The 21,744-nt window shown below is 64.6% G+C and carries 21 protein-coding genes; 9 read left to right on the plus strand and 12 right to left on the minus strand.

Going from position 1 to position 21,744, the window contains the following annotated elements:
- The first annotated feature begins 38 nt into the window (after positions 1–38).
- Entirely contained in the window at positions 39–947 is a 909-nt protein-coding gene (locus OLSU_RS06020) for a glycyl-radical enzyme activating protein (RefSeq protein WP_013252061.1), read from the plus strand.
- Between the two features lie 41 nt (positions 948–988).
- Here OLSU_RS06020 and OLSU_RS06025 read toward each other — a convergent pair whose 3' ends face one another.
- From OLSU_RS06025 to OLSU_RS06035, 3 genes are all read right to left on the minus strand, one after another.
- Entirely contained in the window at positions 989–1,735 is a 747-nt protein-coding gene (locus OLSU_RS06025) for a DeoR/GlpR family DNA-binding transcription regulator (RefSeq protein WP_013252062.1), read from the minus strand.
- 132 nt (positions 1,736–1,867) lie between these two features.
- Positions 1,868–2,755 carry a type I methionyl aminopeptidase gene (gene map, locus OLSU_RS06030; RefSeq protein WP_236697188.1) on the minus strand — a complete coding sequence of 296 codons (888 nt, stop codon included), beginning with the start codon at positions 2,753–2,755 and terminating at the stop codon, positions 1,868–1,870.
- A gap of 889 nt (positions 2,756–3,644) precedes the next feature.
- Positions 3,645–3,959, minus strand: a complete 315-nt coding sequence (locus OLSU_RS06035; RefSeq protein ID WP_013252065.1) for a hypothetical protein — start codon at positions 3,957–3,959, stop codon at positions 3,645–3,647.
- A gap of 161 nt (positions 3,960–4,120) precedes the next feature.
- Here OLSU_RS06035 and OLSU_RS06040 point away from each other — a divergent pair, with 161 nt between their 5' ends.
- Positions 4,121–5,785, plus strand: a complete 1,665-nt coding sequence (locus OLSU_RS06040; RefSeq protein WP_013252066.1) for a flotillin family protein — start codon at positions 4,121–4,123, stop codon at positions 5,783–5,785.
- Positions 5,786–5,977: 192 nt separating this feature from the next.
- Here OLSU_RS06040 and OLSU_RS06045 read toward each other — a convergent pair whose 3' ends face one another.
- Positions 5,978–6,913 carry a hypothetical protein gene (locus OLSU_RS06045; protein ID WP_041548949.1) on the minus strand — a complete coding sequence of 312 codons (936 nt, stop codon included), beginning with the start codon at positions 6,911–6,913 and terminating at the stop codon, positions 5,978–5,980.
- Between the two features lie 94 nt (positions 6,914–7,007).
- On the opposite strand from OLSU_RS06045, the gene OLSU_RS06050 reads away from it, so the two are divergent.
- On the plus strand, positions 7,008–7,301 hold the full coding sequence (locus OLSU_RS06050; RefSeq protein ID WP_049765169.1) for a hypothetical protein: 294 nt from the start codon (positions 7,008–7,010) through the stop codon (positions 7,299–7,301).
- 248 nt (positions 7,302–7,549) lie between these two features.
- On the opposite strand, the gene OLSU_RS06055 is transcribed toward OLSU_RS06050, so the two are convergent.
- The gene (locus OLSU_RS06055; RefSeq protein WP_013252068.1) at positions 7,550–8,368 is read right to left on the minus strand and encodes an HAD hydrolase family protein; all 819 of its coding nucleotides are present in this window, start codon (positions 8,366–8,368) and stop codon (positions 7,550–7,552) included.
- A gap of 144 nt (positions 8,369–8,512) precedes the next feature.
- The gene (locus OLSU_RS06060) at positions 8,513–10,126 is read right to left on the minus strand and encodes an alpha-glucoside-specific PTS transporter subunit IIBC (protein WP_036573292.1); all 1,614 of its coding nucleotides are present in this window, start codon (positions 10,124–10,126) and stop codon (positions 8,513–8,515) included.
- Between the two features lie 314 nt (positions 10,127–10,440).
- On the opposite strand from OLSU_RS06060, the gene OLSU_RS06065 reads away from it, so the two are divergent.
- Positions 10,441–11,160: a UTRA domain-containing protein gene (locus OLSU_RS06065; protein WP_013252070.1), complete on the plus strand. Its 720-nt coding sequence runs from the start codon at positions 10,441–10,443 to the stop codon at positions 11,158–11,160.
- Positions 11,161–11,170: 10 nt separating this feature from the next.
- Here the strand turns inward: OLSU_RS06065 and OLSU_RS06070 are convergent, their stop codons facing one another.
- Positions 11,171–12,559: a sensor histidine kinase gene (locus OLSU_RS06070; RefSeq protein WP_013252071.1), complete on the minus strand. Its 1,389-nt coding sequence runs from the start codon at positions 12,557–12,559 to the stop codon at positions 11,171–11,173.
- Positions 12,552–13,238 (minus strand): response regulator transcription factor, encoded by a 687-nt coding sequence (locus OLSU_RS06075; protein ID WP_013252072.1) that lies wholly within the window; start codon positions 13,236–13,238, stop codon positions 12,552–12,554. Before OLSU_RS06075 ends, OLSU_RS06070 begins: the two co-directional genes overlap by 8 nt.
- A 132-nt stretch (positions 13,239–13,370) precedes the next feature.
- On the opposite strand from OLSU_RS06075, the gene OLSU_RS06080 reads away from it, so the two are divergent.
- The 5 genes from OLSU_RS06080 to OLSU_RS06100 are packed head-to-tail and all read left to right on the plus strand — an operon-like array spanning position 13,371 to position 18,055.
- Entirely contained in the window at positions 13,371–15,128 is a 1,758-nt protein-coding gene (locus OLSU_RS06080) for an AMP-binding protein (protein ID WP_148219067.1), read from the plus strand.
- 16 nt (positions 15,129–15,144) lie between these two features.
- Positions 15,145–16,311, plus strand: coding sequence for a D-alanyl-lipoteichoic acid biosynthesis protein DltB (dltB, locus tag OLSU_RS06085; RefSeq protein WP_013252074.1), 1,167 nt, complete (start codon positions 15,145–15,147; stop codon positions 16,309–16,311).
- 1 nt (position 16,312) lies between these two features.
- A complete protein-coding gene (gene dltC / locus OLSU_RS06090; protein ID WP_013252075.1) occupies positions 16,313–16,576 on the plus strand; it encodes a D-alanine--poly(phosphoribitol) ligase subunit DltC in 264 nt (87 codons plus the stop codon).
- Positions 16,569–17,846 carry a D-alanyl-lipoteichoic acid biosynthesis protein DltD gene (dltD, locus tag OLSU_RS06095; protein WP_013252076.1) on the plus strand — a complete coding sequence of 426 codons (1,278 nt, stop codon included), beginning with the start codon at positions 16,569–16,571 and terminating at the stop codon, positions 17,844–17,846. Before dltC ends, dltD begins: the two co-directional genes overlap by 8 nt.
- Positions 17,843–18,055, plus strand: a complete 213-nt coding sequence (locus OLSU_RS06100) for a hypothetical protein (RefSeq protein ID WP_013252077.1) — start codon at positions 17,843–17,845, stop codon at positions 18,053–18,055. The genes dltD and OLSU_RS06100 overlap by 4 nt, the downstream gene beginning before the upstream one ends.
- Positions 18,056–18,061: 6 nt before the next feature.
- Here OLSU_RS06100 and OLSU_RS06105 read toward each other — a convergent pair whose 3' ends face one another.
- From OLSU_RS06105 to OLSU_RS06120, 4 genes are all read right to left on the minus strand, one after another.
- Positions 18,062–18,691, minus strand: a complete 630-nt coding sequence (locus tag OLSU_RS06105) for a uracil-DNA glycosylase family protein (protein WP_013252078.1) — start codon at positions 18,689–18,691, stop codon at positions 18,062–18,064.
- Positions 18,692–19,082: 391 nt separating this feature from the next.
- Positions 19,083–19,766: a GTP pyrophosphokinase gene (locus tag OLSU_RS06110; RefSeq protein ID WP_049765217.1), complete on the minus strand. Its 684-nt coding sequence runs from the start codon at positions 19,764–19,766 to the stop codon at positions 19,083–19,085.
- Between the two features lie 29 nt (positions 19,767–19,795).
- The gene (locus OLSU_RS06115; RefSeq protein ID WP_013252080.1) at positions 19,796–21,049 is read right to left on the minus strand and encodes a sensor histidine kinase; all 1,254 of its coding nucleotides are present in this window, start codon (positions 21,047–21,049) and stop codon (positions 19,796–19,798) included.
- A complete protein-coding gene (locus OLSU_RS06120) occupies positions 21,027–21,710 on the minus strand; it encodes a response regulator transcription factor (RefSeq protein WP_013252081.1) in 684 nt (227 codons plus the stop codon). Before OLSU_RS06120 ends, OLSU_RS06115 begins: the two co-directional genes overlap by 23 nt.
- Between the last annotated feature and the right edge of the window lie 34 nt (positions 21,711–21,744).

The following is a 21,744-nucleotide window of genomic DNA, read 5'->3' on the forward strand; positions in this document are numbered from 1 at the left end:
ACGTTCAATTTCGCCCGTCAACAACGGAGGGGGAAGGCATGCAGAGCGCGACCGTGTTCAACATCCAGAAGTTCAGCCTGAACGACGGGCCCGGCATACGCACCGTCGTCTTCCTCAAGGGCTGCCCCCTGCGCTGCCTCTGGTGCTCCAACCCCGAGAGCCAGCATCGGGAGCCACAGCTCGAGTGGAAGGCAAGCGCCTGCACGGGCTGCGGCACCTGCGTTGGGTTGTGTCCCCAGGCGAGCGCCATCACCACGGTCGGTAAGCGCCACGTGGACGTGCGCAAGCTGAGGGGCGACTCCCCCGAGGCGGCAGCGGCCATCGAAGCGTGCCCCGCTCGGGCCCTCTCGTGCGTGGGCGAGACCAAGACCGTCGATGAGGTCCTCGAGACCTGCCTGCAGGACAGGTTGTTCTACGAAGATTCGGGCGGGGGCGTCACGCTGTCGGGTGGCGAGGCCCTCACCTGGCCCGAGTTCGACATCGAACTGCTCTCGCGCCTCCACGGCGAGGGCGTGGACACCTGCATCGAGACCGAGGCATATGTGCCCACGGCAACCTTCGAGGCTGTCGCGGAGCACCTGGACCACCTGCTCATCGACCTCAAGCACTGGGACTCCTCCGCCCACGAGCGGGGGACCGGCGGTGGCAACGGGCTCGTCCTTGCCAACCTGAGAAGGGCGTTCGACATGGGCAAGGACGTGCTCGTGCGCACGCCCGTCATCCCAGGCTTCAACGATGGCGTCGAGGACGCACGACGCATGGCACGCATCCTGCTGGACGTTGGCACGACGCGCGTGCAGCTCCTCCCCTTTCACAACTTCGGCGAAAGCAAGTACGACCTGCTGGGTTGGGAGTACCACCTACACGGGACGCAAAACCTCCACCCCGAGGACCTGGCGGAGTATGCACGGGCATACCAGGACGAGGGGGTGGAGGCGTTCTTCTAGGCTGTAGCAGCCATAGATGGGGTCCGCGAGGCCGTTGGGTGCTACGCCAAATCGATGGCGACCCCCAGCCCGGCGAGGCGACTGCGGTAGTCCTCGGGGATGCCCGCGTCCGTGACGAGGCGCAGGGACTTGCCATCAAGGCGCAAGGGCGACAGGCCATGGCACCCGAACTTGTCGGACTCCGTGAGGACGACGACCTCCTCGGCGGACTCTGCCATGGCGCGCACGGCCTCCGCGCGCATCTGGTCGCCATTCGTGAAGCCGATGCCATCGGCCCAGCCATCCACCCCGACGAAGAGGCGGTTTACCAGGAACTCGCGGGCACACATGCGTACCAGGGGGCCAACCATCACCTGCGAGTCACGCTGTGCCACGCCGCCCAGAAGGACCGTCTCGACACGGGCGCTGTCGCGGATGTAGCCGGCAATGAAGGCGCTGTTGGTGACGATGGTGACGCCCGCTTTGACGTCGGCCAACTCCCGTGCGAGAAGGGCACAGCAGCTGCCGCTCTCGATCATTACCGTGGACCCGTCAGGCACGAGGACGGCTGCCTTGCGAGCGATCCGACGCTTCTCCTCGTAATGACGTGCCAGGCGCCCTGCCACGTCGTTGGGGTTGACGAGTAGGGCAAAGCCATGCTCGCGCTGGACGAGACCCTTGCCCTGAAGCGCGTCGAGGTCCTTTCGCATCGTGACGCTGGAGACGCCCAGCCTGTCGGCCAGCGCTGTCACCTCGATTCGTTGCTCTGCGGTCAGTATCTCGAGTATTGCTCCATCACGCTTTGACATGGCTGCTCCTGCAAGGGCACGGCCAGACGCGGGGGCACATTCGCTGCACCAGCACCGTCCGTACCGTACCCTGGTTGGGGTTTCGGTTGGGGTTTCGAATACGGTTTCTCTCGCAAGTGTACCGCAAACCGCCTACCAGCTGAGCAGCTCGTAGCCGTCATCGGTGACCACGAGCTGGACCTCCCATTGGGCGGAGGGCGTCCCGTCGGCCGTACGGACGATCCAACCGTTCTCTCGATCTGTCATGATCTCAGGCCCGCCCATGTTGACCATGGGCTCGATGGTGAAGCAGAGCCCCGGCACCAGGATGGGACCCGTTCCCGCCTCGGAGACAAAGCTTACGAAGGGCTCCTCGTGGAACTCCCTGCCGATGCCATGGCCTCCGTACTCGTGCACGACCGAGAATCCCGCGTCGCTGGCGACGCGGTTCACGGCCGCGCCCACGTCGCCCATGTGGCCCCAGGGTCGCACGGCCGCAAGGCCCGCCTGCACGGACTCGCGGCACACGTCCACCAGCCGGCGCCACTCAGGGTCAACGTCGCCGATGTGGTACATGCGACTCGAGTCGCTGAAGTAGCCGCCCTTGATGGTGGACATGTCCACGTTGATGATGTCACCGTCGCACAGCACGTCCTTCTCGTTGGGAAAGCCGTGACAGACCACGTCGTTGATCGAGGTGCATACGCTGAAGGGGTAGCCCTCGAAGTTAAGGTCAGCCGAGACGGCATCGTGTGCGGCCAGGTAGTCGTTGACCCAGCCGTCGATGTCCATGGTCGAGACGCCGGCCTGGATGTGCTCGCCCACGTAGTCGAGAATCCCCCTGTTGACCTCGGCGGAGGCCTTGATGCCCTCGATGTCGGCCGCGCTCTTGTACAGCGCTCGCGGCAGGACCTCCTCGCCCCTGCTCGCAAGCAGCTCGAGGCGCTCGTCGAACGCCCCGTGGCACTTCTTGTACTTCCTGCCGCTGCCACACCAGCACGCGTCGTTGCGCCCGGGATTAGTCATGCCGTCGTAGCTCACCAGTCACCTCGCCTCTCGTGGGCAGACCTGCCGCGTGGCAGGGCCCTGCACTCGCATTTGCCATAACATTTGCCATAACCATGGTAGCCCCTGGCTCGCCCGTGGCAAGGTAACCCTTGGCTTACAGCATTTGGGAACAGAAGGTGGCAGAGCCTGCTGCGAGGGCGGCGAACACAAGGGCAGGGACAGGTGACGGGACCGAGGACAGCGAGACGGGTGACGGGGATGTAGGGCGTGAGCGTGTGCCGCGGCATGCCGCGGCATGTCGTGACGTGAGCGCGAAACGTAGCCTAACGTGTGGCGTAACGTGACGCGGCGTGGCATGGCGTGGCGTGGACGACAGGGAAAGTTATGTGAGTCCACGTTGACTCGTTTTCACAATTCTTTCTCTGCCATCCGTATCTGGTGTGCTGATGGATGACAGGGCAGGTATTGTGACGGTGCGAAACGTTAGCGCTCACATTTTCTCTCCTGCCATCCAGATGAGAGGCGATTGACGTTACGATCGGGATGTGTGACGAACTTCTGTGAGCATATCTCACACCTCGACTCACAGAAATTCACCTGCCATCCCACAGCGACCGTAAAGCGGACGGCAGGCGAGTTTTTGTGAATCAAATAGTGTACTAATAGAATGGCACTGCAAAAAACAGGGGACACATGCTCCGGAGTATTCACTCCGGAGGTACGTGCTTCAGCATACTGTCCCGCAGTATCCATCGTACCCGCAACACCAGCCATACCAGCGACGCCAGTCGCGTCAACCACATCCGCAGCGCCAACCGTGTAGGCATCGTTGGACCACTTGAGCTGTAGGGTCTGCGCCACCCCGCCTCCAGATGCGCATGCTGCGCGAGGTCTAGTGGGGTCTGACGGGTAGTCCCAGGGCCTACGAGACGAAGAGCCCCCTGACCACGAGCGCAGCCAGCACGAGGCCCGCCACAAGCGCCACGAACCCCACGACCACCAGGATGACGGGACGCACGACCTTTGCCTTGACGTTGAAGCGCTTGCCATCGTGGTACCACAGCCATGCGAGGTGCCCAAGGTCGGCCACTGCCAAGACGTCACAGACCAGCGACGCGATGAGGGCGATGAACGCCGGAGAGAGGATTATGGCGCTCGCGACCTCGAACAGCACGAAAACCAGCCCCACCGCAAAGATGAGTGGCCAGAACAGCAGAACGAAGAAGACGGCGCCCATGGTCGCAACCTCCCGTTGTCAGGTTTCTCGGATCGTCAGGTCTCTCGGCCTTGTCCTCGACACTATACCGTAGGCCAAGGTAGCGCGGTCAACCATGCGGCATCCGCTATCATTCAGCTTGTCCCAGAAGTCATCCACGAGATGAACGAGGAGGTCCACCCATGGACATCATTCGCTACGCCCTCATCGCGGCGGTGGTGATCGTCGTGCTTGTCATCATCGCCTCGGGTTACGTCAAGGCACCACCTGACCAGGCCTACATCATCTCCGGCGGTGGCAAGCGCCCACGCTACCTCATCGGCAAGTCGGGCATCCGCATCCCCTTCCTGCAGCGCGTGGACCGCCTCTCGCTCAGGATGCTCTCCGTCGACGTCAAGACCACCAAGACCATCCCCACGCTGGACTACATCAACATCATGGTCGACTCCGTGGCCGTGGTGAAGATCTCCAACACCGACGAGGGCCTGGCAAAGGCGGCCGAGAACTTCCTCAACCGCGACTCCGACTACATCAACGCGATGGTGGTCAACGTCCTTGAGGGCAACCTGCGCGAGATCATCGGCGGCATGCGCCTGACCGAGATCATGAACGACCGCAAGACCTTCGCCGCCAAGGTGCAGGAAAACGCGATGACCGACATGCAGCGCATGGGCCTGGACATCGTCTCGTTCAACATACAGAACATCGATGACGACGGCATCGGCGTCATCGAGAACCTGGGCATCGCCAACACGGTCGCCATCCAGCAGAACGCCCAGATCTCCAAGGCCAACGCCGAGAAGGAGATCGCCGTCGCGCAGGCGGAGGCCAACAAGATCGCCAACGACGCCCGCATCGCATCAGAGACCGCCATCGCCGAGCAGAACAACGCCCTCGCCCTGAAGCAAGCCTCGCTCAAGACCGAGGCTGACACCGCAGCCGCCAAGGCGGACGCCGCCAAGGGCATCGAGGCCCAGAGGCAGCAGAAGGCCATCAACACCGAGCAGGTCAACGCCGAGATCGCCAGGGCGGATCGCGAGGCCGAGCTCAAGTCGAAGGAGGTCTCCGTCAGGGAGCAGGAGCTTGACGCCACGGTCAGGAAGCAGGCGGATGCCGACCGCTATGCCGTCGAGCAGCGTGCCCAGGCAGACCTTGCCCAGCGCCAGCGCCAGGCGGAGGCCGAGCTCTATACCGCCCAGAAGAAGGCGGAGCAGATCAAGGCGCAGGCTGTGGCGGATGCAGAGGCAATCCGCGTACGTGGCCAGGGCGAGGCGGATGCGGTGCGTGCCAGGGGCGAGGCAGAGGCGGAGGCGGCGAAGGTCAAGGGCCTGGCCGAGGCTGAGGCGGCGAAGGCCAAGGGCCTGGCCGAGGCCGAGGCCATGGACAAGAAGGCCGAGGCCCTGCGCAAGTACGGCCAGGCGGCCCTGGCTCAGCAGATCATCGGCGTCCTGCCCGACATCATCGCCGCGGCGTCGAAGCCCATCGAGGGGATCGACGCCATCAACATCTACTCGACCGTAGGCGGCGCGGACGGCGAGGGCTCGCCGGCGGCAGGCGTGACCTCCATGGCACCCCAGTCCATCAAGGCGGCGTTCGACATGGTCAAGAGCGTGACCGGCGTCGACCTGGCCGACGTCATGCGCGCCGACACCTACGACGCCAAGGTCAACCGCAACGTAAGCATCGACGGCGCCGCCCTGGGCAAGGTCGCGGACGCCCTGGACCGGCACGGCGAGCGGCCCGCAACGTCGCCAGACGCGTCAGGCGACGTACGGGATACGACGCCGACGACGCGGCAGGTGCAGGGGGTCCGCCCTGCGGACGCTCGGATCGAGAAGGACGACTGACCGCCTTCCCAAACGGTAGCCAGGTGGCAAGCCCCGGGCAGCGCGCCTGAAGCTCGCGTTGCCCGGCGAAGGGGGCGGATCACAAAGGGGACGGACCCACATGAGCGGTCCGTCCCCTTCTATATGCGTGACTCACGTGGTGCGTGACTCACGTGGCCACGGCCTCAAGTGCCAGTCGAGGTCTCTCGAGCGCTAGTCGAGAAGTGCCGAGCGCTCCGTAAGGTCGCTCAGGTCTGCGCCCATGTAGAGGTCCAACGGCTTGAGCGCGTCCACCGCTGCGTTACGCGCCTCCTGATAGGCCTCCGCAAGCTCCTTGTCCTGATCCGTCACCAAGAGGTCTGCGATGCCATCGATGGTAGGTACGGCATTCATGGCGGCGATGGCCTCGTCCTTGGTCGCGTTATACGTCTCGGACAACGAGTTGAACGCGCCGGCATCCCTCGATGCCGTGGCCGTCGAGATCTGACCCAGCAGATCGGCCAGGCTCGAGCACTTGTCCACGACGGCCTGGAAGGCGGAGAGGTCGGCGTCGGGAACGGTCTCTTTGGCCGTCTTGACACCATCGGCCAGATCACGTGCACACTGCTGGGCCCGTGCGACCTGGTCCGCAAGCGTCGAGGTGTCGATGGCGTTGATGTCGTTGCTGGCGTTGAGCGTGTCCACGACATCATTGGTGCTGTCCCAGAAGGACATGAGATCGGAATAGTAGCCGACAAGCGCGCGGCTTGCGGCATACGTGTCGCTCATGGCATCCACGACTGCCTTGCCCGTGTCGATCATGTCCCAACGCGCGTCTATCGAGGCCTGCAGCGCATCGATCGCGTTCCTGTCGCCGCCATCCAGTGCCCACTCCCGCGACTTTGCCTCGTTAAGTGCGGACTGTGCCTTGTCCAGATAACCACCCGCAGAGGAGAACACGTCCTCGGGGTCCGACGTGCTGCTCAGGGACAGGGAGGCGTAGTCGAGGCCTGTGTAGAGGTCGATCTCCACAAGCTCGCCGTCAGCGGAGACGAGGTCGGACCCCGCCGTCCCGATGCTCAGGCGGGCGGCCTGGGCCGCCTGCCCCCTCAGGGAGAAGAACGTGGCGATGGCAACCACGATGACGGCCACTGCGATGGCGATGGCCACGACCTTCTTGTTCGCCCCCCTCTTGGCAGGCTGGGGAGCCTGAGGTGCGTCGGGGGTTGCGACGGGACGGGGAACGGGGCTTGCGGGGGCAGGCATGGCCTGCGACGTGGCGGTGGTGGGCGCAGACGGGGACCCGGGATCTGACGGGGATGCGGGCGCCGCTGGGGACGCGGATGCGGTAGAGGCCGGCACCCCCTCTGGGGGAACGGGGACACCCGAGGCCGTGGCGCCGGCTGGTGGCACCGGCGCGCCCGAGGTCCTTGCACCCTGCACGGGTGCCTCCGGCGCACCCGCACTTGGTGCCGCCTCCGCAGGCGGCACCGGCGCGGATGCTGCGTCAGGGCTGCCGGACGGCGCGGGTTCGGCAGGTCCGCCCACACTGGGCTGAATGGGGTCCTTCTCGTCTTCCGTCGCCATTGCATATCTCCTTAACCGAGGGCGTGAGTGGTTGTCTGCGCGTGCAGCATGGCCCATGCATGGTCTCTCAGGGCATATGCATAATCCTGATACGGCCACGGCCAGAAGCATCATGACACAAGATACGGCCTTCGCGCCATCGGAGTCTGCCGTAAACCCTTCTCATGAAGCCGACCCGGGTAAGCACACTGTCCTCGAGCCCAGACGGCACCGACGGCCTCAGGCGAGATGGAAGTGCTCGAGGCCAGTGGCGACGCCGTCACAGGAGACCGAGTCCGTGACATAGTCCGCAACAGCCTTCACCTTGGGAATCGCATTCCCCATCGCTATGCTTACATCGACCTCGGAGAACAGCGTGAGGTCGTTCTCGGAGTCCCCGAAGCCATACGTCGTGCCAACGTCGTCGCCAAGGCGCTCCGTCACGGCCTCTATGCCGGCCTTTTTTGTGTTGCAGGCAAGCCCGACCTCCGAGTTGCCCATCTCCAGCCGGCTCGCGACCAGCAGCGGGCCGATCTCGGGGTCAGAAACCAGGCCGTCTGCCGCGGTGGTCCGTATCACCAGCTTGTAGGCGCACCCATCCGAAATCTGCCGGACCGCCTCCGCCATCGTCTCCGGGGTCCCGAGGCGCTTGCCCAAGGCCCCGCCGCGTGCCTCAACCGCACCGTGCGCAGACTCGATCAGCACGCCGTAGCCGCCCGCCACCAGCACCTCGTCGATGCGGTCGAGAAGGTCGGGGGGGATGGGGCAATCCCTCAGGACCTCGGCGCCAAGGGTGACGTAGGCCCCCGCGAGCGCAACCATCCCGCTGAACGGCAGGGCAGCGAGGTCAGGGTGAATGCCCTCGGGGGACCTTCCGGTACACAAGAAGGCATGGTTGCCACGGGCGACGAGGGCCCTGATAGCTTCGGCGACCCGATCGCTCGGCGTCGGCGAGAGTCCCCTCTCCCACTCTGGCATCGCATCCCGCTTGCTGGGATCCGTCCAGCCAAGCGTCCCGTCGACATCGAAGAACACCGTCGCCTTTCCTGATGATGACATGGGTCCCCTCTCTCTTCGAGTTGTCATTATGGAGGTTAGGGCATGCAACTCAAGGCATGCAACTCAAGAAGCGGCCGCCGAGGTCCGCAGATGGAGATGCGGGGCCCTCGGCGGCATGTTAGTTGCTGCGCGATTCGTCGCGCCCTACTCGTTCCCCAGGAGCTTATCGAACCGTTCGCGAACCTGCGTCACGGTAAGGCCGATGATGACCTGCATCGCCTTGCCGTTCTTGGAGACTCCCATGGTGCCGATGGACTTGAAGTCCTTGTCATCCGCCACCTTCGTCTCATCCTTGACATTGACGCGAAGGCGCGTCACGCAGTTGGTGACGTCCACGATGTTGTCAGCCCCACCGAGCAGGTCGAGGATGTTGGCGGCCAGGACCGCCTTCGGGTCGCCCTCGTCAATCGCCGGACGGTCGTCCGGGTCCTCCGAGCTGACAGACTGCGCCATGCCGTGCGCCTTGCGGAACTCCTTCTTCGAGCCGAACTTGATCTCCTCGTCCTCCTCGCGACCGGGGGTCATGAAGTTGAACTTGAGGATGAGGAAGCGGAACACGAAGAAGTAGATTGCGGTGAACGCGAGGCCCACGGGGATGATCATGAGGTAGGTCAGGCCATGCGACGCGCCCAACGGGATGAAGTTGAACGATGACATCTCGATCAGGCCACCCGAGAAGACGCCAACTACTCCCACAAGGTTCATGCACGTCGAGAGCAGGGCCGCCAGCGCGGCATGGACGACGAACAGGGGAGGTGCGACAAAGAGGAAGGTGAACTCGATGGGCTCGGTCACGCCGCAGAGGACGGCGGTGATGGTGATGGGGACCAGCAGCGCAAGGAGCTTCTTGCGGTTTTCCTTCCGTGCGGTCGCGTAGAAGGCCGCCGCTATGCCGGGGACGCCGAAGACCTTCGACCAGCCAGTGGCCGTGATGGCGCCCCAGGGCGCGAGGGACTTGAGGGACTCTGTCGAGGCGGCAAGATCGGGGAGGGCCCTTGCCCAGGCCGCGTAGATGCCGCCGTTGACGGCGACGTTATCGTAGTAGAACGGCGCGTACAGCAGGTGATGGAGGCCGAACGGGATGAGCAGGCGCTCGAGGAAGACGAAGATCGTGACGCCAAGCGTCCCCGCACTCATGATGAGGCCCTGGAACACATGCATGCCGACCTGGACCTTAGGCCAGACGAGGACGGCGGCGATCGCACAGGGGATCATCACGAAGAACGCGACCATATAGACGAACGTGGAACCGGAGAACACGCCGAGCCATTCGGGAAGCTCCGTATCGAAGAACCTATTGTGCAGGGCGATGACGACGCCAGAGATGAGGAGGGCGCCGACCATGCCCATGTCGAGGGTCTTGATGCCACCGATCATGGCCAGGCCAGACGCGTTGCCGACCTCCGCGGTGAAGTCAACGCCCAGCTGCGGGCCCCATGCGCTCAGAATGGCGTTCACGAAGTAGTTGAAGGTGAGGTACGAGACGAGCACCTCCATGCAGCAGCGACCGCTCTGCTTGCGCGCGAGACCAATGGGCAGGGCAATCGCGAACAGGAGAGGAAGCTGGTTGAACACGGTCCAGCCACCCGAGAGCACCACATTCCACACGTTGTACCAAAGGGTTCCCTCTGCAGCGATCGGACCCATGATCACCTCTGTGGTGAACAGGGTTCCCAGCCCCACAACGATGCCCGCGAAGGCGAACAGCAGGACTGGGGTGAACATCGCACCGCCAAACTTCTGGATCTTCTGCATCATTGCTCTGTCCTCTCTCTGTGCAGCCTGATGCGACCCACATGACAAAGAAGTGCTCAGATAACTTGTATGAACAAGTATATCACGTATGGGCGTAGGTTGTTTAAACAAGTTTCCGCTCTTCTGAATCCTGTTCCTCTGGTCCGATTGCGTGAGAACCTGTTGTCTTCATGTAAAGCGTTCCGTGCCTCGACCCCGAGCCCCCCAGTCCGCACAAAACCTATAGAATAAGTGGAGTTTTGAGTTTGCAATCGGCTCTGGCCCCGTGTGCATGACGTGGCCCCGTCGCCATGCTTACCAAAGGGAAGCAAATTCCGATGACAAAGGCACTTTTCGAGGCAATCTACCTGGACCTGGAGAAAAAGATCAAGAACGGGGAATTCCCGTACCAGTCCTTCATACCCTCCGAGAACGATTTGGTGGCTGCCTACTCCTGCTCTAGGAACACTGTCAGGCGCGCCCTGTCCATCCTGGCAGACGAAGGCCTCGTACAGCCCATCCACGGGAAGGGCGTTCGCGTGATCTGGCGCTCGACCGACCGGGACATCATCGGATCTCTGGAAGGCCTCTACTCGTTCGAGGAGTATGCGGAGCGCAACGGCATGGCCCCGCATACCGTAGTGCGGGAGTTCGAGCAGCTCGTATGCGGCTCGGGGCTTTCCAGGTACACGGGCTTTGCAAAGGGGTCCAAGCTCTACCGCGTGGTGAGGACCCGAAGCCTTGATGGCTTCACCTGTCAGGTGGACATCAACTACTTCCTCCGCGAGAGCATCCCCGACCTCACGCCAGAGATTGCGCAGAGCTCCGTCTACAGCTACATCGAAGAGAGGCTCAACACCAAGATCCTCACCAGCAAGCGTCAGATAACGGTCGAACTTGCAAACGAGGATGACTTTGCGTATCTGAACCTCTCCCCCTACAACTGCGTGGCCATCATCGAGAGCCAGACCTTCAGCTCCGAGGGGCTGATGTTCGAGTTCACCCAGGTGCGTCACCACCCAGACGCATTTCGATACTGCGCCGTCTCGAGGCGTTAGCGAAAGGCCCTCAGATCCTCACCTCGACCGTCAGGCGCCGCCCGTCGCAATGGGCGTTCGCGCTGCCACCGTGCGCCTCGGCGACGGCCCTCACCACGGCAAGCCCGATGCCATGCCCACCAGAGTACCTGCGTGACTCATCGGTGCGATAGAACCTCCCGAAGAGCTCGGGATGCGGACCTGCGGCCATCCCTTCGACGTCGTTGCTCACCGCCAGGCGCACATGGCCCACATCACGCTCGCGTTCCGGCGCGCCCACAGCTCGTAAACCGCCCACGCCACCCGCGTCGCCCATGCTATCGTCTGCGCCACTTGCGCCAATTGCGTCGCCCATACCGCGCCCCCCCACAGCAGACAGCTCGAAGCGCACGCTCGCGCCCTCGCATGAGTGCTTGAAGGCGTTGTCCAGAAGGATCGAGATGGTCTGCTCGACCATGGAGGCGTCGGCCAGGCAATGCACGCCCCGGGCGATGTCGCAGCTCATGGGCTTGCCCTGAGCCTGCGAGACGGACTCGAAGTCCTCCGCCAAGCCCAGCGCGACGGTCGAGACGTCCATATCGGCCAGGGAGAGCGAACGGCCCCCCTCGTCGGCCTTCGCCAAGGCGACCAGCTTGTTGGTGAGGTCCTCCAAACGCCTCGTCTGGTTGTGGATGCTCTGCGTCCACTCGCTCTCGCCGGACTCTATCTCGATCACGTCCGTAGCCGAGCCGATGATGGAAATGGGCGTGCGCAGCTCGTGGCTCGCATCGGTCACAAAGCGACGTTGGCGTTCCTGCGCCTCCTCCACCGGCCTCGCCGCCGAGATGGCGAACGGCACCACGATTGCGGCGAAGGCGGCCAGGCCCAGGAGTCCCATGATGACGCTCGCCCTCAAGAACGCATGGAAGTAGTTCAGGTCATCGTAGCAATAGAGGAAGATGACCATGCTCCCCTGGTCCGTGGGCACCACGCGAAAGCGGTAGTCGCCGTCGAAGCCCTCTGTCGCGCCCGAGAGGAACACGTCGCGCGCCTTAGCACGAGCCGCCGGCTCATCCACCGACGCGATGCTGCTGAGGTTGGAGTCGAGCGTCTCCCCGCCGCCATCGAAGGTCACCGTGAAGTAGCGCGCGTCATAGGGGACCTCCTGCAGGGCCTCCCAGGCTATGCCTCGCGGGAGCAGCTGCGAGTCATCGCTCACGTCGAGATTGCCCAGGGCGCCCCCTGCCTCCTCGATCAAATCGACCACGCCGTCCACACGATCACAGAGGTCATGCCAACTCAGCACGTCCATGCCTACGATGACCATCGTGAGCACCAGCGTCGTCGCGCCCATGGCCGTCGCGACCAGCTTCAGGCGCATCCTGCGGATGGTGCTCGAGGCCTGCCCGCGCAGCAGGGCCGCCAACCGCCCCCTACTCATCCGCGAGCTCCAGACGGTACCCCAGCCCCCGAGCGGCGGCGATGCGCACCCGAGAGCCCACGCGCCGCAGCTTCTTACGCAGGTTGGAGACGTTCACCCACACGGCACTCTGCTCGGTGTCCGAGAGCAGGCCCCACACGTCACGACGGATCTGCTCGACCGTCGTGAGGCCATCGCCGCGCTCCACAAGAAGACGCATGATCCTGAGTTCGGTGGCCGTCAGGGAGACGGAGTCGCCACCGCAGGTCAGACGCGAGTTCTCCTCGTCCACAGCAAGGTCGCCAAACGAGGGGAGCGAGCGCACCGCCCCCGGGCTCGTCCGGGTGAGCACACGGATGCGGGCCAGCAGCTCCTTGGCCGCGAACGGCTTCACAAGATAGTCATTGGCACCGGCATCGAGCCCACACACGCGGTCGTCTATCTCGGCACGGGCCGTGAGCAGCAGCACGGGAACCTCGTGTCCCTCCTCGCGCAGGGTGCGGAGCACCGTCAGGCCATCGACCTTGGGCATCATGATGTCCAGGATGACCAGGTCGTAGCCGTTGACGTTCAGCTTGTAGAGGGCATCCTCCCCGTCGGGGGAGGCATCCACCTCGTAGCCTGCGTGCCTGAGAATCGCCACCAGGGCCTGCGAGAGCTCCCTCTCGTCATCCGCGAGCAGCAGCCGTTTCGCTTCCATGCGTACCTCCTGTTTCCCGCAGCCATCGTAGCGCCATCGCAGGGGTTGCACGATGACGGCCCCCGACCAAAGGTTCGCTTTAGGAACGTCCCCTACCTTTGTGGCCACACGACAAAACGCGAGGAGGGGAACATGATGCGGGTAGACACGATGCGGACGAAGATCAACGTCACGGCGGGCTCCGTGGCAGACAGGCCCATGGCAGACGGTCTTGCGACGGGCGACGTCGCGGGGGGCGCGTCGCGTGGCGCAGCCAGCATGGGATGTGACGAGAGGGGCAACGGCCTGCTCGGCAAGGTCTGGTGGCACGCCATCGCACGCCCCGACACGCCGGCGTTTCGCTCCCTGGGTGAGGAGCCCACCAGCTACTCCCAGCTCTGGGACCTCTCCACGAGGCTCGTCGCGGCCATCTCCACGGCGTGCGGTGACCGCTCCCCCATCATGGTCCTGGGCCCCAAGTCCGCCCTCACCGTGGCATCCTTCCTCGCCTGCCTGCGCTCCGGCCACGCCTATGTGCCCATCGATGACGCCACGCCCGCCAAGCGCGTCAATGACATCGCCGAGCAGTTGGCGGCAGGGCGCGCGGACGCCGCACGGCCCACGGTCGTGGTCAGCGCCGACGCGAGCGCCCTCGACGCGGGCATCGACCTGACCGGCGCCATCGATGCCAAGGCCGTCTGCGATCCCACGGCCTGCGACAAGTCCCGCTCCCCTGAGTCCGTGGCGCCCACGGCACCGCAGCTCGCGGAAGGGGAGCGCTCCTCGTGGGTCTCGGGCGAGGAGACGCAGTACATCATCTTCACCTCGGGATCCACCGGACGTCCCAAGGGCATCGAGGTCAGCGCCGGGGACGTCGACAACTTCATGGGGTGGATGGAGACCTTCCCCGTCGTGCGCGACGGCGGCAGGACCTTCCTGGACCAGGCCCCCTACTCCTTCGACCTCTCTGAGTTCGAGCTCGTGGGCGCCCTTGCCACCGGCGGCTGCCTCTACGCCCTCTCGAGAGAGGCAGCGCACGACTACGGCCTGCTCTTCCGCGAACTCGCCGACTCAAGGGCCGACGTCTGGGTCTCGACCCCGCCGTTTGCGGACCTCTGCCTCGTCGACGGCTCGTTCGGTCACGACCTCCTCCCCCAGCTGGGCCTCTTCCTGTTCTGCGGGGACACGCTGACACACCGCACGGCATCGAACCTGCGCGAGCGCTTTCCCCAGGCGCGCGTCGCGAACACCTACGGCCCCACCGAGTCCACGGTCGCCGTCACCTACTGCGAGATAGACGATGGGATGCTCGCCAACCCCTGCGCCCTGCCCGTCGGCAGACCGCGCCCCGGCACCGAGCTCCACGTCATGCGCTCCGCCGCCCCCGAGGGGGCCTTCATCGAAGAGTGCCGGGCCGGGGAGTCCGGCGAGATCGTGATCTCTGGCGACACCGTGGCCAAGGGCTACTTCAACGACGTCGAGAAGAGCGCGTTCGCCTTTGGCGAGGCCACCCTCGCTGACGGCAGGCACGTCCGCACGTTCCGCACGGGCGACATCGGACATCTGGACGAGAGCGGGATGCTGCACTACGAGGGCCGCATGGGCTCGCTCGTGAAGGTCAACGGCTTTCGCATCGAGCTGGGTGACGTCGAGAACCACCTCTCGGCGCTTGCGGGCATCAAGTGCGCCGCCGTCGTGCCCGTCATGCGCGAGGGCCGTGCCAGCGCGCTCAGGGCGTTTGTCGTCCTGGACCACGAGGACGCAGGCGCCAACGAGACGCCCCGTGCCATCCGTGAGCGCCTGGGCCGGTGCATCCCGTCCTACATGGTCCCCCGCTCGGTGAGGCTCCTCGAGAGGATGCCCCTCACCAGCAACGCAAAGATCGATCGCAAGCAGCTGATGGCAAGCTAGGAGCGCAGAGCACCCCATGTCCTTCTACTCCGACACGAGCTTCTTCGTCCTTTTGGTCCCCATCATGTGCGGGGCGGCCTTCCTGGGCCTGCGAGAGAGGCCGCTGGGGCGCTACGGTCTGGTCGTCTCGCTCCTGATGCTGGCCTGCCTCTTCTGCAAGACACCGGTCCAGGCCGCCTACGCAGCATGCTACCTCGCGGTCGCCACAGTCGGCACGCAGTGGCTCCTCCGCGATCCCAGAAGCGGCAGACGCTTTGCCGTCTCGCTCGCCTGCGTGTTGGTTCCCCTGGTGGCCTGCAAGGTGAGCGGGGCCTTCGGCGGGAACCTGTTTGGCTTCGTCGGCATCTCGTATTTGACGTTTCGGGCCGTGCAGGTGCTGATAGAGGCCCACGACGGTCTCATCGGGAGCATGCGTCCCCTGGACTACCTGTACTTCATGGCGTTCTTCCCCACCTTCGTGAGCGGTCCCATCGACCGCAGTCGCCGCTTCCAGAAGGACCTGGACAGGGTCCCCGACTCGGACGAGTACGCAGGCATGCTGGGAAGGGGCATCCTTCTGGTCATGCTCGGCATGGTCTACAAGGTGGTCCTGGCCGCCGTCGCCAAGCGCTACTACATCCCCGTCACCTGGGACAGCGTCCAGGGAGACGGGCTTTGGAAGCTTCTCATCCAGATGAAGGTCTGCTACGCCTACGGTCTCTACCTGTTCTTCGACTTCGCCGGCTACTCGCTCATGGCCCTGGGGGTAAGCTATGCCCTCGGCATCCGCACGCCGCGAAACTTTCGCGCACCCTTCCTGGCCACGAGCGTCACCGACTTCTGGAACCGTTGGCACATCACGCTCTCCACGTGGCTGCGCGACTTCGTGTTCATGCGTCTGGTGCGCACGCTGATGCGCCACAAGGTCGTGAAGGGACGCCTGCGCACCTCGCAACTGGCCCTGGTCACCGACATGCTCGTGATGGGTGCATGGCATGGCCTCACGGCCAACTACCTTCTCTATGGCCTCTATCACGGCATCCTCCTGGCGGCCGAGCAGGGATGGGAGCGGACGGGCTTCTACAAGCGTCACCGCCACCAGACCTGGTACCGCACCTGTTCGTGGCTCGTCACGATGCAGCTCGTGTTCCTGGGCTTCGCCCTGTTCTCCGGACAGGTATCTCTTCTCGTGAAAGGAAACTGACATGTCCACGCCCACGCTCTCGCATGAGGAGCTCACCGACCGCATCCTCGACATGCTCGTAGAGATCGCCGATGACGACGAGGTCCGGGAGCACCTTGACGACGACCTCTTCGAGTATGGCTATCTCGATTCCATGGGTGCCGTCGAGCTGCTCCTCGCCATCGAGGACGAGCTGGGGGTCACGATCGCCCCGACCGAGGTCCCCCGCGAGGAGATGAACACCGCCAACCTCATCGTCTCCCAGGTGGAGAAGCGCCTTGCCTAGCGCACGCGAGGGGACCAGGCCCCAACGCGCCCTCTCGCGCAAGGCATTCCTTGCCGCGACCGCAGGCAGCCTCGCTGCGGTGGGGGCCGGGCTCGTCGCGGCCGACCGGCTGCTGATCCCCCAGCGACTCGACGAGGTCGCAGACGGTTCGCGCCTCTACGACTACGTGGTGGACGGCACCAAGTTCGACGCCGTGGACTGGACGCTCGCCAACATGTCCGACGTGGGGCGGCTCTCGCTGGGATCGTCGGAGTTCTACATCTCCAAGAATCTCGTGGCGCAGTGCCCGCAGGCCGTCTTCGGCGAGAGCAACTGCGGCATCGACCTGACCTACATCGGGGAGGCCTACGACCAGTCCCTCTGGCAGACCATCGCCGCAGGCGCCTACGCAAGTCGCACCAAGCGGCGGCAGTGCATGGTGTTCCTCTCACCCCAGTGGTTCTTCCGTGGGGGCGACCGTGACAACAGGTTCAGCACCAAGTTCTCCTACGAGCTGTTCCGTGCCTTCTGCCGCAACGGCGACATCCCCGACGAGCTGCACGGCTACGTGCGCAAGCGTGCCGGCGCCTTGGGCGTGGACTCGAGCCTCCTGGCGGCGGCCGACCAGGACGGCCCCCTCGACGCCATCAACGACCTGCAGCTGCACGAGGCCCAGACCGTGAGGCTGCGCACCAAGCTCCCGCAGGTCATAGCGGGTGCGCCCAGCAAGAGCGCCATCCGCATGTCCGGGACTGCCACCGGAGAGCCCGACTGGGACGCACTCATGGAACAGGCCGACCTCGATGGTGCGGCAGCCTGCACCAACAACGAGCTGGGCGTCCACGACGACTACTGGGCCAAGAACCATATCTACAAGCCCGAGCTCGACCAGAGCTTCGACCAGGCCGACAGCGAGTATGCCGACTTCGCCTGCACGCTGGATGTCCTGCGCGTGTGCGGCATGGACGTCCTGGTGGTCATGCAGCCGATGCACGGTGCCTGGTACGACTACGTGGGCGTCCCGTCTGACGTGCGCGACGTCTGGTACGATCGGGTGCGGCGGATATGCCACGAGCACGAGGCAACCTACGCAGACTTCCACACCTGCGAGTACGAGCGCTACTTCTTCTGTGACACCGTGCACCCCGGATGGCGCGGCTGGGTGCGCATCGAGCGGGCCATCTACCACTACCTCAACGGACGGGACGACGACTTCCTGGGTGGTTGGGGCTTTGGCGACGTGACGGGCGAGGGGCTGACCACCATGCAGAACGCGCAGGTGAACCAATGAGGGTGACGAGTGGGCTACGCGAGACGAGCGTGGAGTTCACGCCGCTTGCGGATGGCAAGAGATGGCTCCTCTCCCAGGGGGAGGGGCACCCGGCCCTGGTAGTGGGCGCCTCTGTCGTTGCGGTCGTCGCGATGGCGCTGCTCCTGGCATGGTTCGTGTTCCTCTCGGGCTTCAACTCCCCCGCCGAGCTGATATACGCCGGCTTCTAGGGAAGGCTAGCTCGCATGTCGCAGGATCCGCGCGACCGTGGCGCGTAGGTCCGGCAGGACCTCCTCCGCGAACCAGGGGTTGTTGCGCATCCAAATCTGGTTGCGTGGGGACGGATGGACCAGCGGGAAGCGCGCGGGCAGGTAGCTGCGGTAATCCTGCACGACTGACGTCAGGCTGATCGACGACTTGAGGCCCAGGTAATGGTGGACCGCGTAGCTCCCGACGAGGACGGTGAGTTCGACCTGGGGCATCATCTGCAGCAGAATGGGATGCCACTTCTCGGCGAAGCCCTTGCGCGGCGGCAGGTCACCCGACTTGCCCGTACCCGGGAAGTAGAAGTCCATGGGGATGATGGCAACCTTGCTTGGATCGTAGAACGTGTCACGGTCCATGCCCAGCCACTCGCGCAGGCGATCGCCGCTCCGGTCGTTCCAGGGAACGCGTGTGTCCTGGGCAACGCGTCCCGGAGCCTGCCCTATGATGACGATCCGCGCGCTCGCGGACGCCGAGTAGAGAGGGTCGATGCCCGCAGCCGTATAGGCCGCGTTCTGCTCGTCGTTTCGAATGTCCTCGAACACCTGGTCAAACATGGCAGGTGCGCTCTTCTCGGGTATGGTTTTCCTTGGCGTGCCCATGGAGTACCTCCGTTCGACGGTTTGTCCATCTCGGTTTGCTGCAACCAGACTGGGGCATGCGACCAAGTTGGACGCAGGCAAACCGGATGTAACAAATAGTGCCGTTATGTGTGTTTGGGCGAACAGGAAAAGCACCCTCACTGCAGCACAACCGACCCCTCGTGGGACATGGCAACAGCATCAGGGCATCTACCTGCTGCTTCTCAGAAGCTATGTACCCTCTTGGAAAGGAGGTCCCCCAGAGAGAGCATGCTTGGCTTCCGAAAACACACATAGCGGCACTATTTGTTACATCCAGCTCTGGGAGGTGCCCGGCACCCGCACCCGCCCATTCTAGGGCTCATCCGAGAGGCACGCGTCCACGTTTGTTCGGTGCGGCCGGGCCCATATGTCAGCCAGCGTCGCGAATCACGTTACGGATGGCCTGCATGGAGAGGTCAACGGCGGCGATCTCGTCCGCACAGCGCTTGAGCTCGGCCTGCATGAGCTCGGGGTTCTCGATGGTCTTCTTGTACTTGATCTTGTGCTCGAGGGTCGCCCAGAAGTCCGTGGCGATGGTCCGCAGCTGGATCTCGACGGCGGGCAGCAGCGCAGCGGCGCCCCTGTGGAGTCGCACGATGAGGTGGAGGCTCCTATAGCCGTTCGGTTTGGGATGGGCGATGTAGTCCTTCTCGTTCAGGACCTCCACCTCGTCGCGGGAGCGGACCCAGGCGGCGGTGGCGTACACGTCGTCCACGAAGGCGCAGTTCACACGTAGGCCCACGATGTCGTTGATGCCCACGGAGAGCGCGTCGTCGAAGGTGGTGCCGCAGGACCCCTTGCGCGCGATCTTCTCCATCAGGCTCGCGGGGGACTTGACTCGCGACGTGTGATAGACCACGGGCTTCAGGTCGTCGGAGTCGCTGCGTGAGCGGGAGAACTCCTCGATGAGGTCGTCCATCTGCTGACGCGCGGCAAGGAGCGTCGCATAGCGCTCGCCGTAGTAGGCCTCGGGCGACGGTGCGGCCCCCGGCACGGGCCCTGGCGTGACCTCTGGTGCGATGCCTGGCACGGCGTGCGAGGCTGTCCCTGGCATGCGGCGTATATCATTCGTCTGACATTCCGTCATGGGCGGTTCCCCTTCCTCACGGGCAGCGGCATCGACACGGTCATGGTCACCCTGCGATGGTCGGACGAGACGGACGCGCGGGCCCTGCCCCCGTGCGCCTCCGCAACCGCACGGACCATCGCGAGACCGATGCCAAAGCCGCCGACGTGGTGGTCGCGCGACCTGTCGGACTGGTAGAAACGGTCGAACCAACGACGGACATCGGCGGGGTCGGCGTCGTCGACCGCGTTGGAGACCGAGACCTCGACTTGGCGCACATGGCGCTCGACGCGCACCGAGATGGCCGCGCCGACGGAAGAGTACTTGAGCGCGTTGTCGAGAAGGGACCCCACCATGCGCGCGAGATACTGTCGGTTTCCACGGACCCATGCGCCATCCATGCGCCCCATCTCGAGTTCGTGGCCCTCGAGGAGCGCCCGCGAGCGGAAGGAGGACACCTGCTCGCCGACCAGCTCGCCGACATCCACGACATCATCGCGCGCGATGGCGGCCGACGCGCGGGAGAGGACGATGAGGCTCTCGGTGAGCTCGCTCATGACGGCAACCTGGCGCTTGATGTCGAGCAGCCACTCGTTGTCCTCGCCGATGTCCATGGCCAGGATGTCTGCGTCGGCGGAGATGATCGAGACGGGCGTCCTGAGGTCGTGCCCGGCATCGACCACGAACTGCCGCTGAGCCACCTGCGAGCGGACGATGGGCGCAACGATGCGCCGAGAGAGCAGGGCAAAGACGAGGGTGGTGCCCACCATGACCGCAAGCGATATCCACGAGATGGCGAGCGTGCTGTAGCGTAGGGTGTCACTCTGGCTGGTCCGGTCGAGAAACGCCACGGTCATCGACCCGTCCGAGCCATGTCGGATGCGGTAGCGGTAGCCTTCTATGCTCCCGGAGTCCGGGCCGGCGCGCCGGTAGACCTCCTGGGCAAGGCGCAGGGCCGTGTCCCCGTCCAGCAGGCCGATGCCGTCGAGGTTCACGCCGGTGACGGAACCCGAGGGGTCGATGCTGGCCACGAAGAACTGCGCGCCGAGGATGTCATTGATGCTCGCGCTACCGGTGGAGGGCAGGCTCACATAGCCGGACGGCACGCTGCCGTCGTAATCGAGGACGATGTCGAGGACGGCGTCGGCCGTCGCGTCGAGCTGCTGCCGCCTGAGGAACGTGGACGAGACGATGATGAAGGCCAGCATGACGAAGAGCGCCGCAGCGACCGACGCGGTGAGCTGTGCCCTAAGCCTGCGCTCCATCTCCATCGGCGCTCACCAACCTCCAACCATCCCCCTCCGCCCCCTCGACGCGCAGAGACGAGCCGAGCGCCTCGAGCTTGGCGTTGAGGAGACGTGCATAGAGCTCCACCGTCCCCGACAGCGCCTCTCCGTCCCAGATGTGATCTACGAGCCAGGACGCGGCAACCGGCGTGCCACCGGCGTTCGCGAGCGCCGCCACCATGGCGGCCTCGTGAGGATCAACCCTCAGCGCCCCCCGCTCGGTCGAGAGCCGTGCCGCATCCGTCTCGATGCAGAGGTCACCACAGCGCACGACGGAGGATGCCCCGGAGCGGGGGCGCGCGGCGGCACGCACGCGTGCCACGAGCTCGCGCGCATCGAAGGGCTTGGAGATGTAGTCGTCCGCCCCGAGGTCGAGGCCGAGGACCCTGTCGTCCACCTGGGTCTTTGCGGTAAGGAGGATGGTGGGGGTGGTGTTGCCCTCGGAGCGCATCGAGCGCAGCACCGCGAGTCCGTCCATCTCCGGCATCATGATGTCAAGGACCGCCACGTCAAAGTAGCCGTTGCACAGCATCTGAAGAGCCTCGGCACCATCGTGCGCCACGTGGACCTCACAGTCCGAGCGGGTCAGTATCGCCGTCGTCGCGCGTGCGAGGCTCGCGTTGTCTTCCGCCAAAAGGACGCGCATGGAACTCCCAACGTCGGGGTACAGGGCAGGGCCA

This window comes from Olsenella uli DSM 7084, from assembly GCF_000143845.1.
Lineage (GTDB): Bacteria > Actinomycetota > Coriobacteriia > Coriobacteriales > Atopobiaceae > Olsenella > Olsenella uli.

Excerpts from the sequence above, each read along its gene's own strand:
- OLSU_RS06115 (WP_013252080.1), bottom strand. The coding sequence starts at position 21,049 with ATGGAGATGGAGCGCAGGCTTAGGGCACAGCTCACCGCGTCGGTCGCT.
- OLSU_RS06040 (WP_013252066.1), top strand. The coding sequence starts at position 4,121 with ATGGACATCATTCGCTACGCCCTCATCGCGGCGGTGGTGATCGTCGTG.
- OLSU_RS06075 (WP_013252072.1), bottom strand. The coding sequence starts at position 13,238 with ATGGAAGCGAAACGGCTGCTGCTCGCGGATGACGAGAGGGAGCTCTCG.
- OLSU_RS06025 (WP_013252062.1), bottom strand. The coding sequence starts at position 1,735 with ATGTCAAAGCGTGATGGAGCAATACTCGAGATACTGACCGCAGAGCAA.
- dltB (WP_013252074.1), top strand. The coding sequence starts at position 15,145 with ATGTCCTTCTACTCCGACACGAGCTTCTTCGTCCTTTTGGTCCCCATC.
- dltC (WP_013252075.1), top strand. The coding sequence starts at position 16,313 with ATGTCCACGCCCACGCTCTCGCATGAGGAGCTCACCGACCGCATCCTC.
- OLSU_RS06035 (WP_013252065.1), bottom strand. The coding sequence starts at position 3,959 with ATGGGCGCCGTCTTCTTCGTTCTGCTGTTCTGGCCACTCATCTTTGCG.
- OLSU_RS06070 (WP_013252071.1), bottom strand. The coding sequence starts at position 12,559 with ATGAGTAGGGGGCGGTTGGCGGCCCTGCTGCGCGGGCAGGCCTCGAGC.
- OLSU_RS06060 (WP_036573292.1), bottom strand. The coding sequence starts at position 10,126 with ATGATGCAGAAGATCCAGAAGTTTGGCGGTGCGATGTTCACCCCAGTC.
- OLSU_RS06120 (WP_013252081.1), bottom strand. The coding sequence starts at position 21,710 with ATGCGCGTCCTTTTGGCGGAAGACAACGCGAGCCTCGCACGCGCGACG.
- OLSU_RS06110 (WP_049765217.1), bottom strand. The coding sequence starts at position 19,766 with ATGCCAGGGACAGCCTCGCACGCCGTGCCAGGCATCGCACCAGAGGTC.
- OLSU_RS06050 (WP_049765169.1), top strand. The coding sequence starts at position 7,008 with ATGGCCTGCGACGTGGCGGTGGTGGGCGCAGACGGGGACCCGGGATCT.
- OLSU_RS06065 (WP_013252070.1), top strand. The coding sequence starts at position 10,441 with ATGACAAAGGCACTTTTCGAGGCAATCTACCTGGACCTGGAGAAAAAG.
- OLSU_RS06080 (WP_148219067.1), top strand. The coding sequence starts at position 13,371 with ATGATGCGGGTAGACACGATGCGGACGAAGATCAACGTCACGGCGGGC.
- OLSU_RS06020 (WP_013252061.1), top strand. The coding sequence starts at position 39 with ATGCAGAGCGCGACCGTGTTCAACATCCAGAAGTTCAGCCTGAACGAC.
- OLSU_RS06055 (WP_013252068.1), bottom strand. The coding sequence starts at position 8,368 with ATGTCATCATCAGGAAAGGCGACGGTGTTCTTCGATGTCGACGGGACG.
- OLSU_RS06105 (WP_013252078.1), bottom strand. The coding sequence starts at position 18,691 with ATGGGCACGCCAAGGAAAACCATACCCGAGAAGAGCGCACCTGCCATG.
- OLSU_RS06100 (WP_013252077.1), top strand. The coding sequence starts at position 17,843 with ATGAGGGTGACGAGTGGGCTACGCGAGACGAGCGTGGAGTTCACGCCG.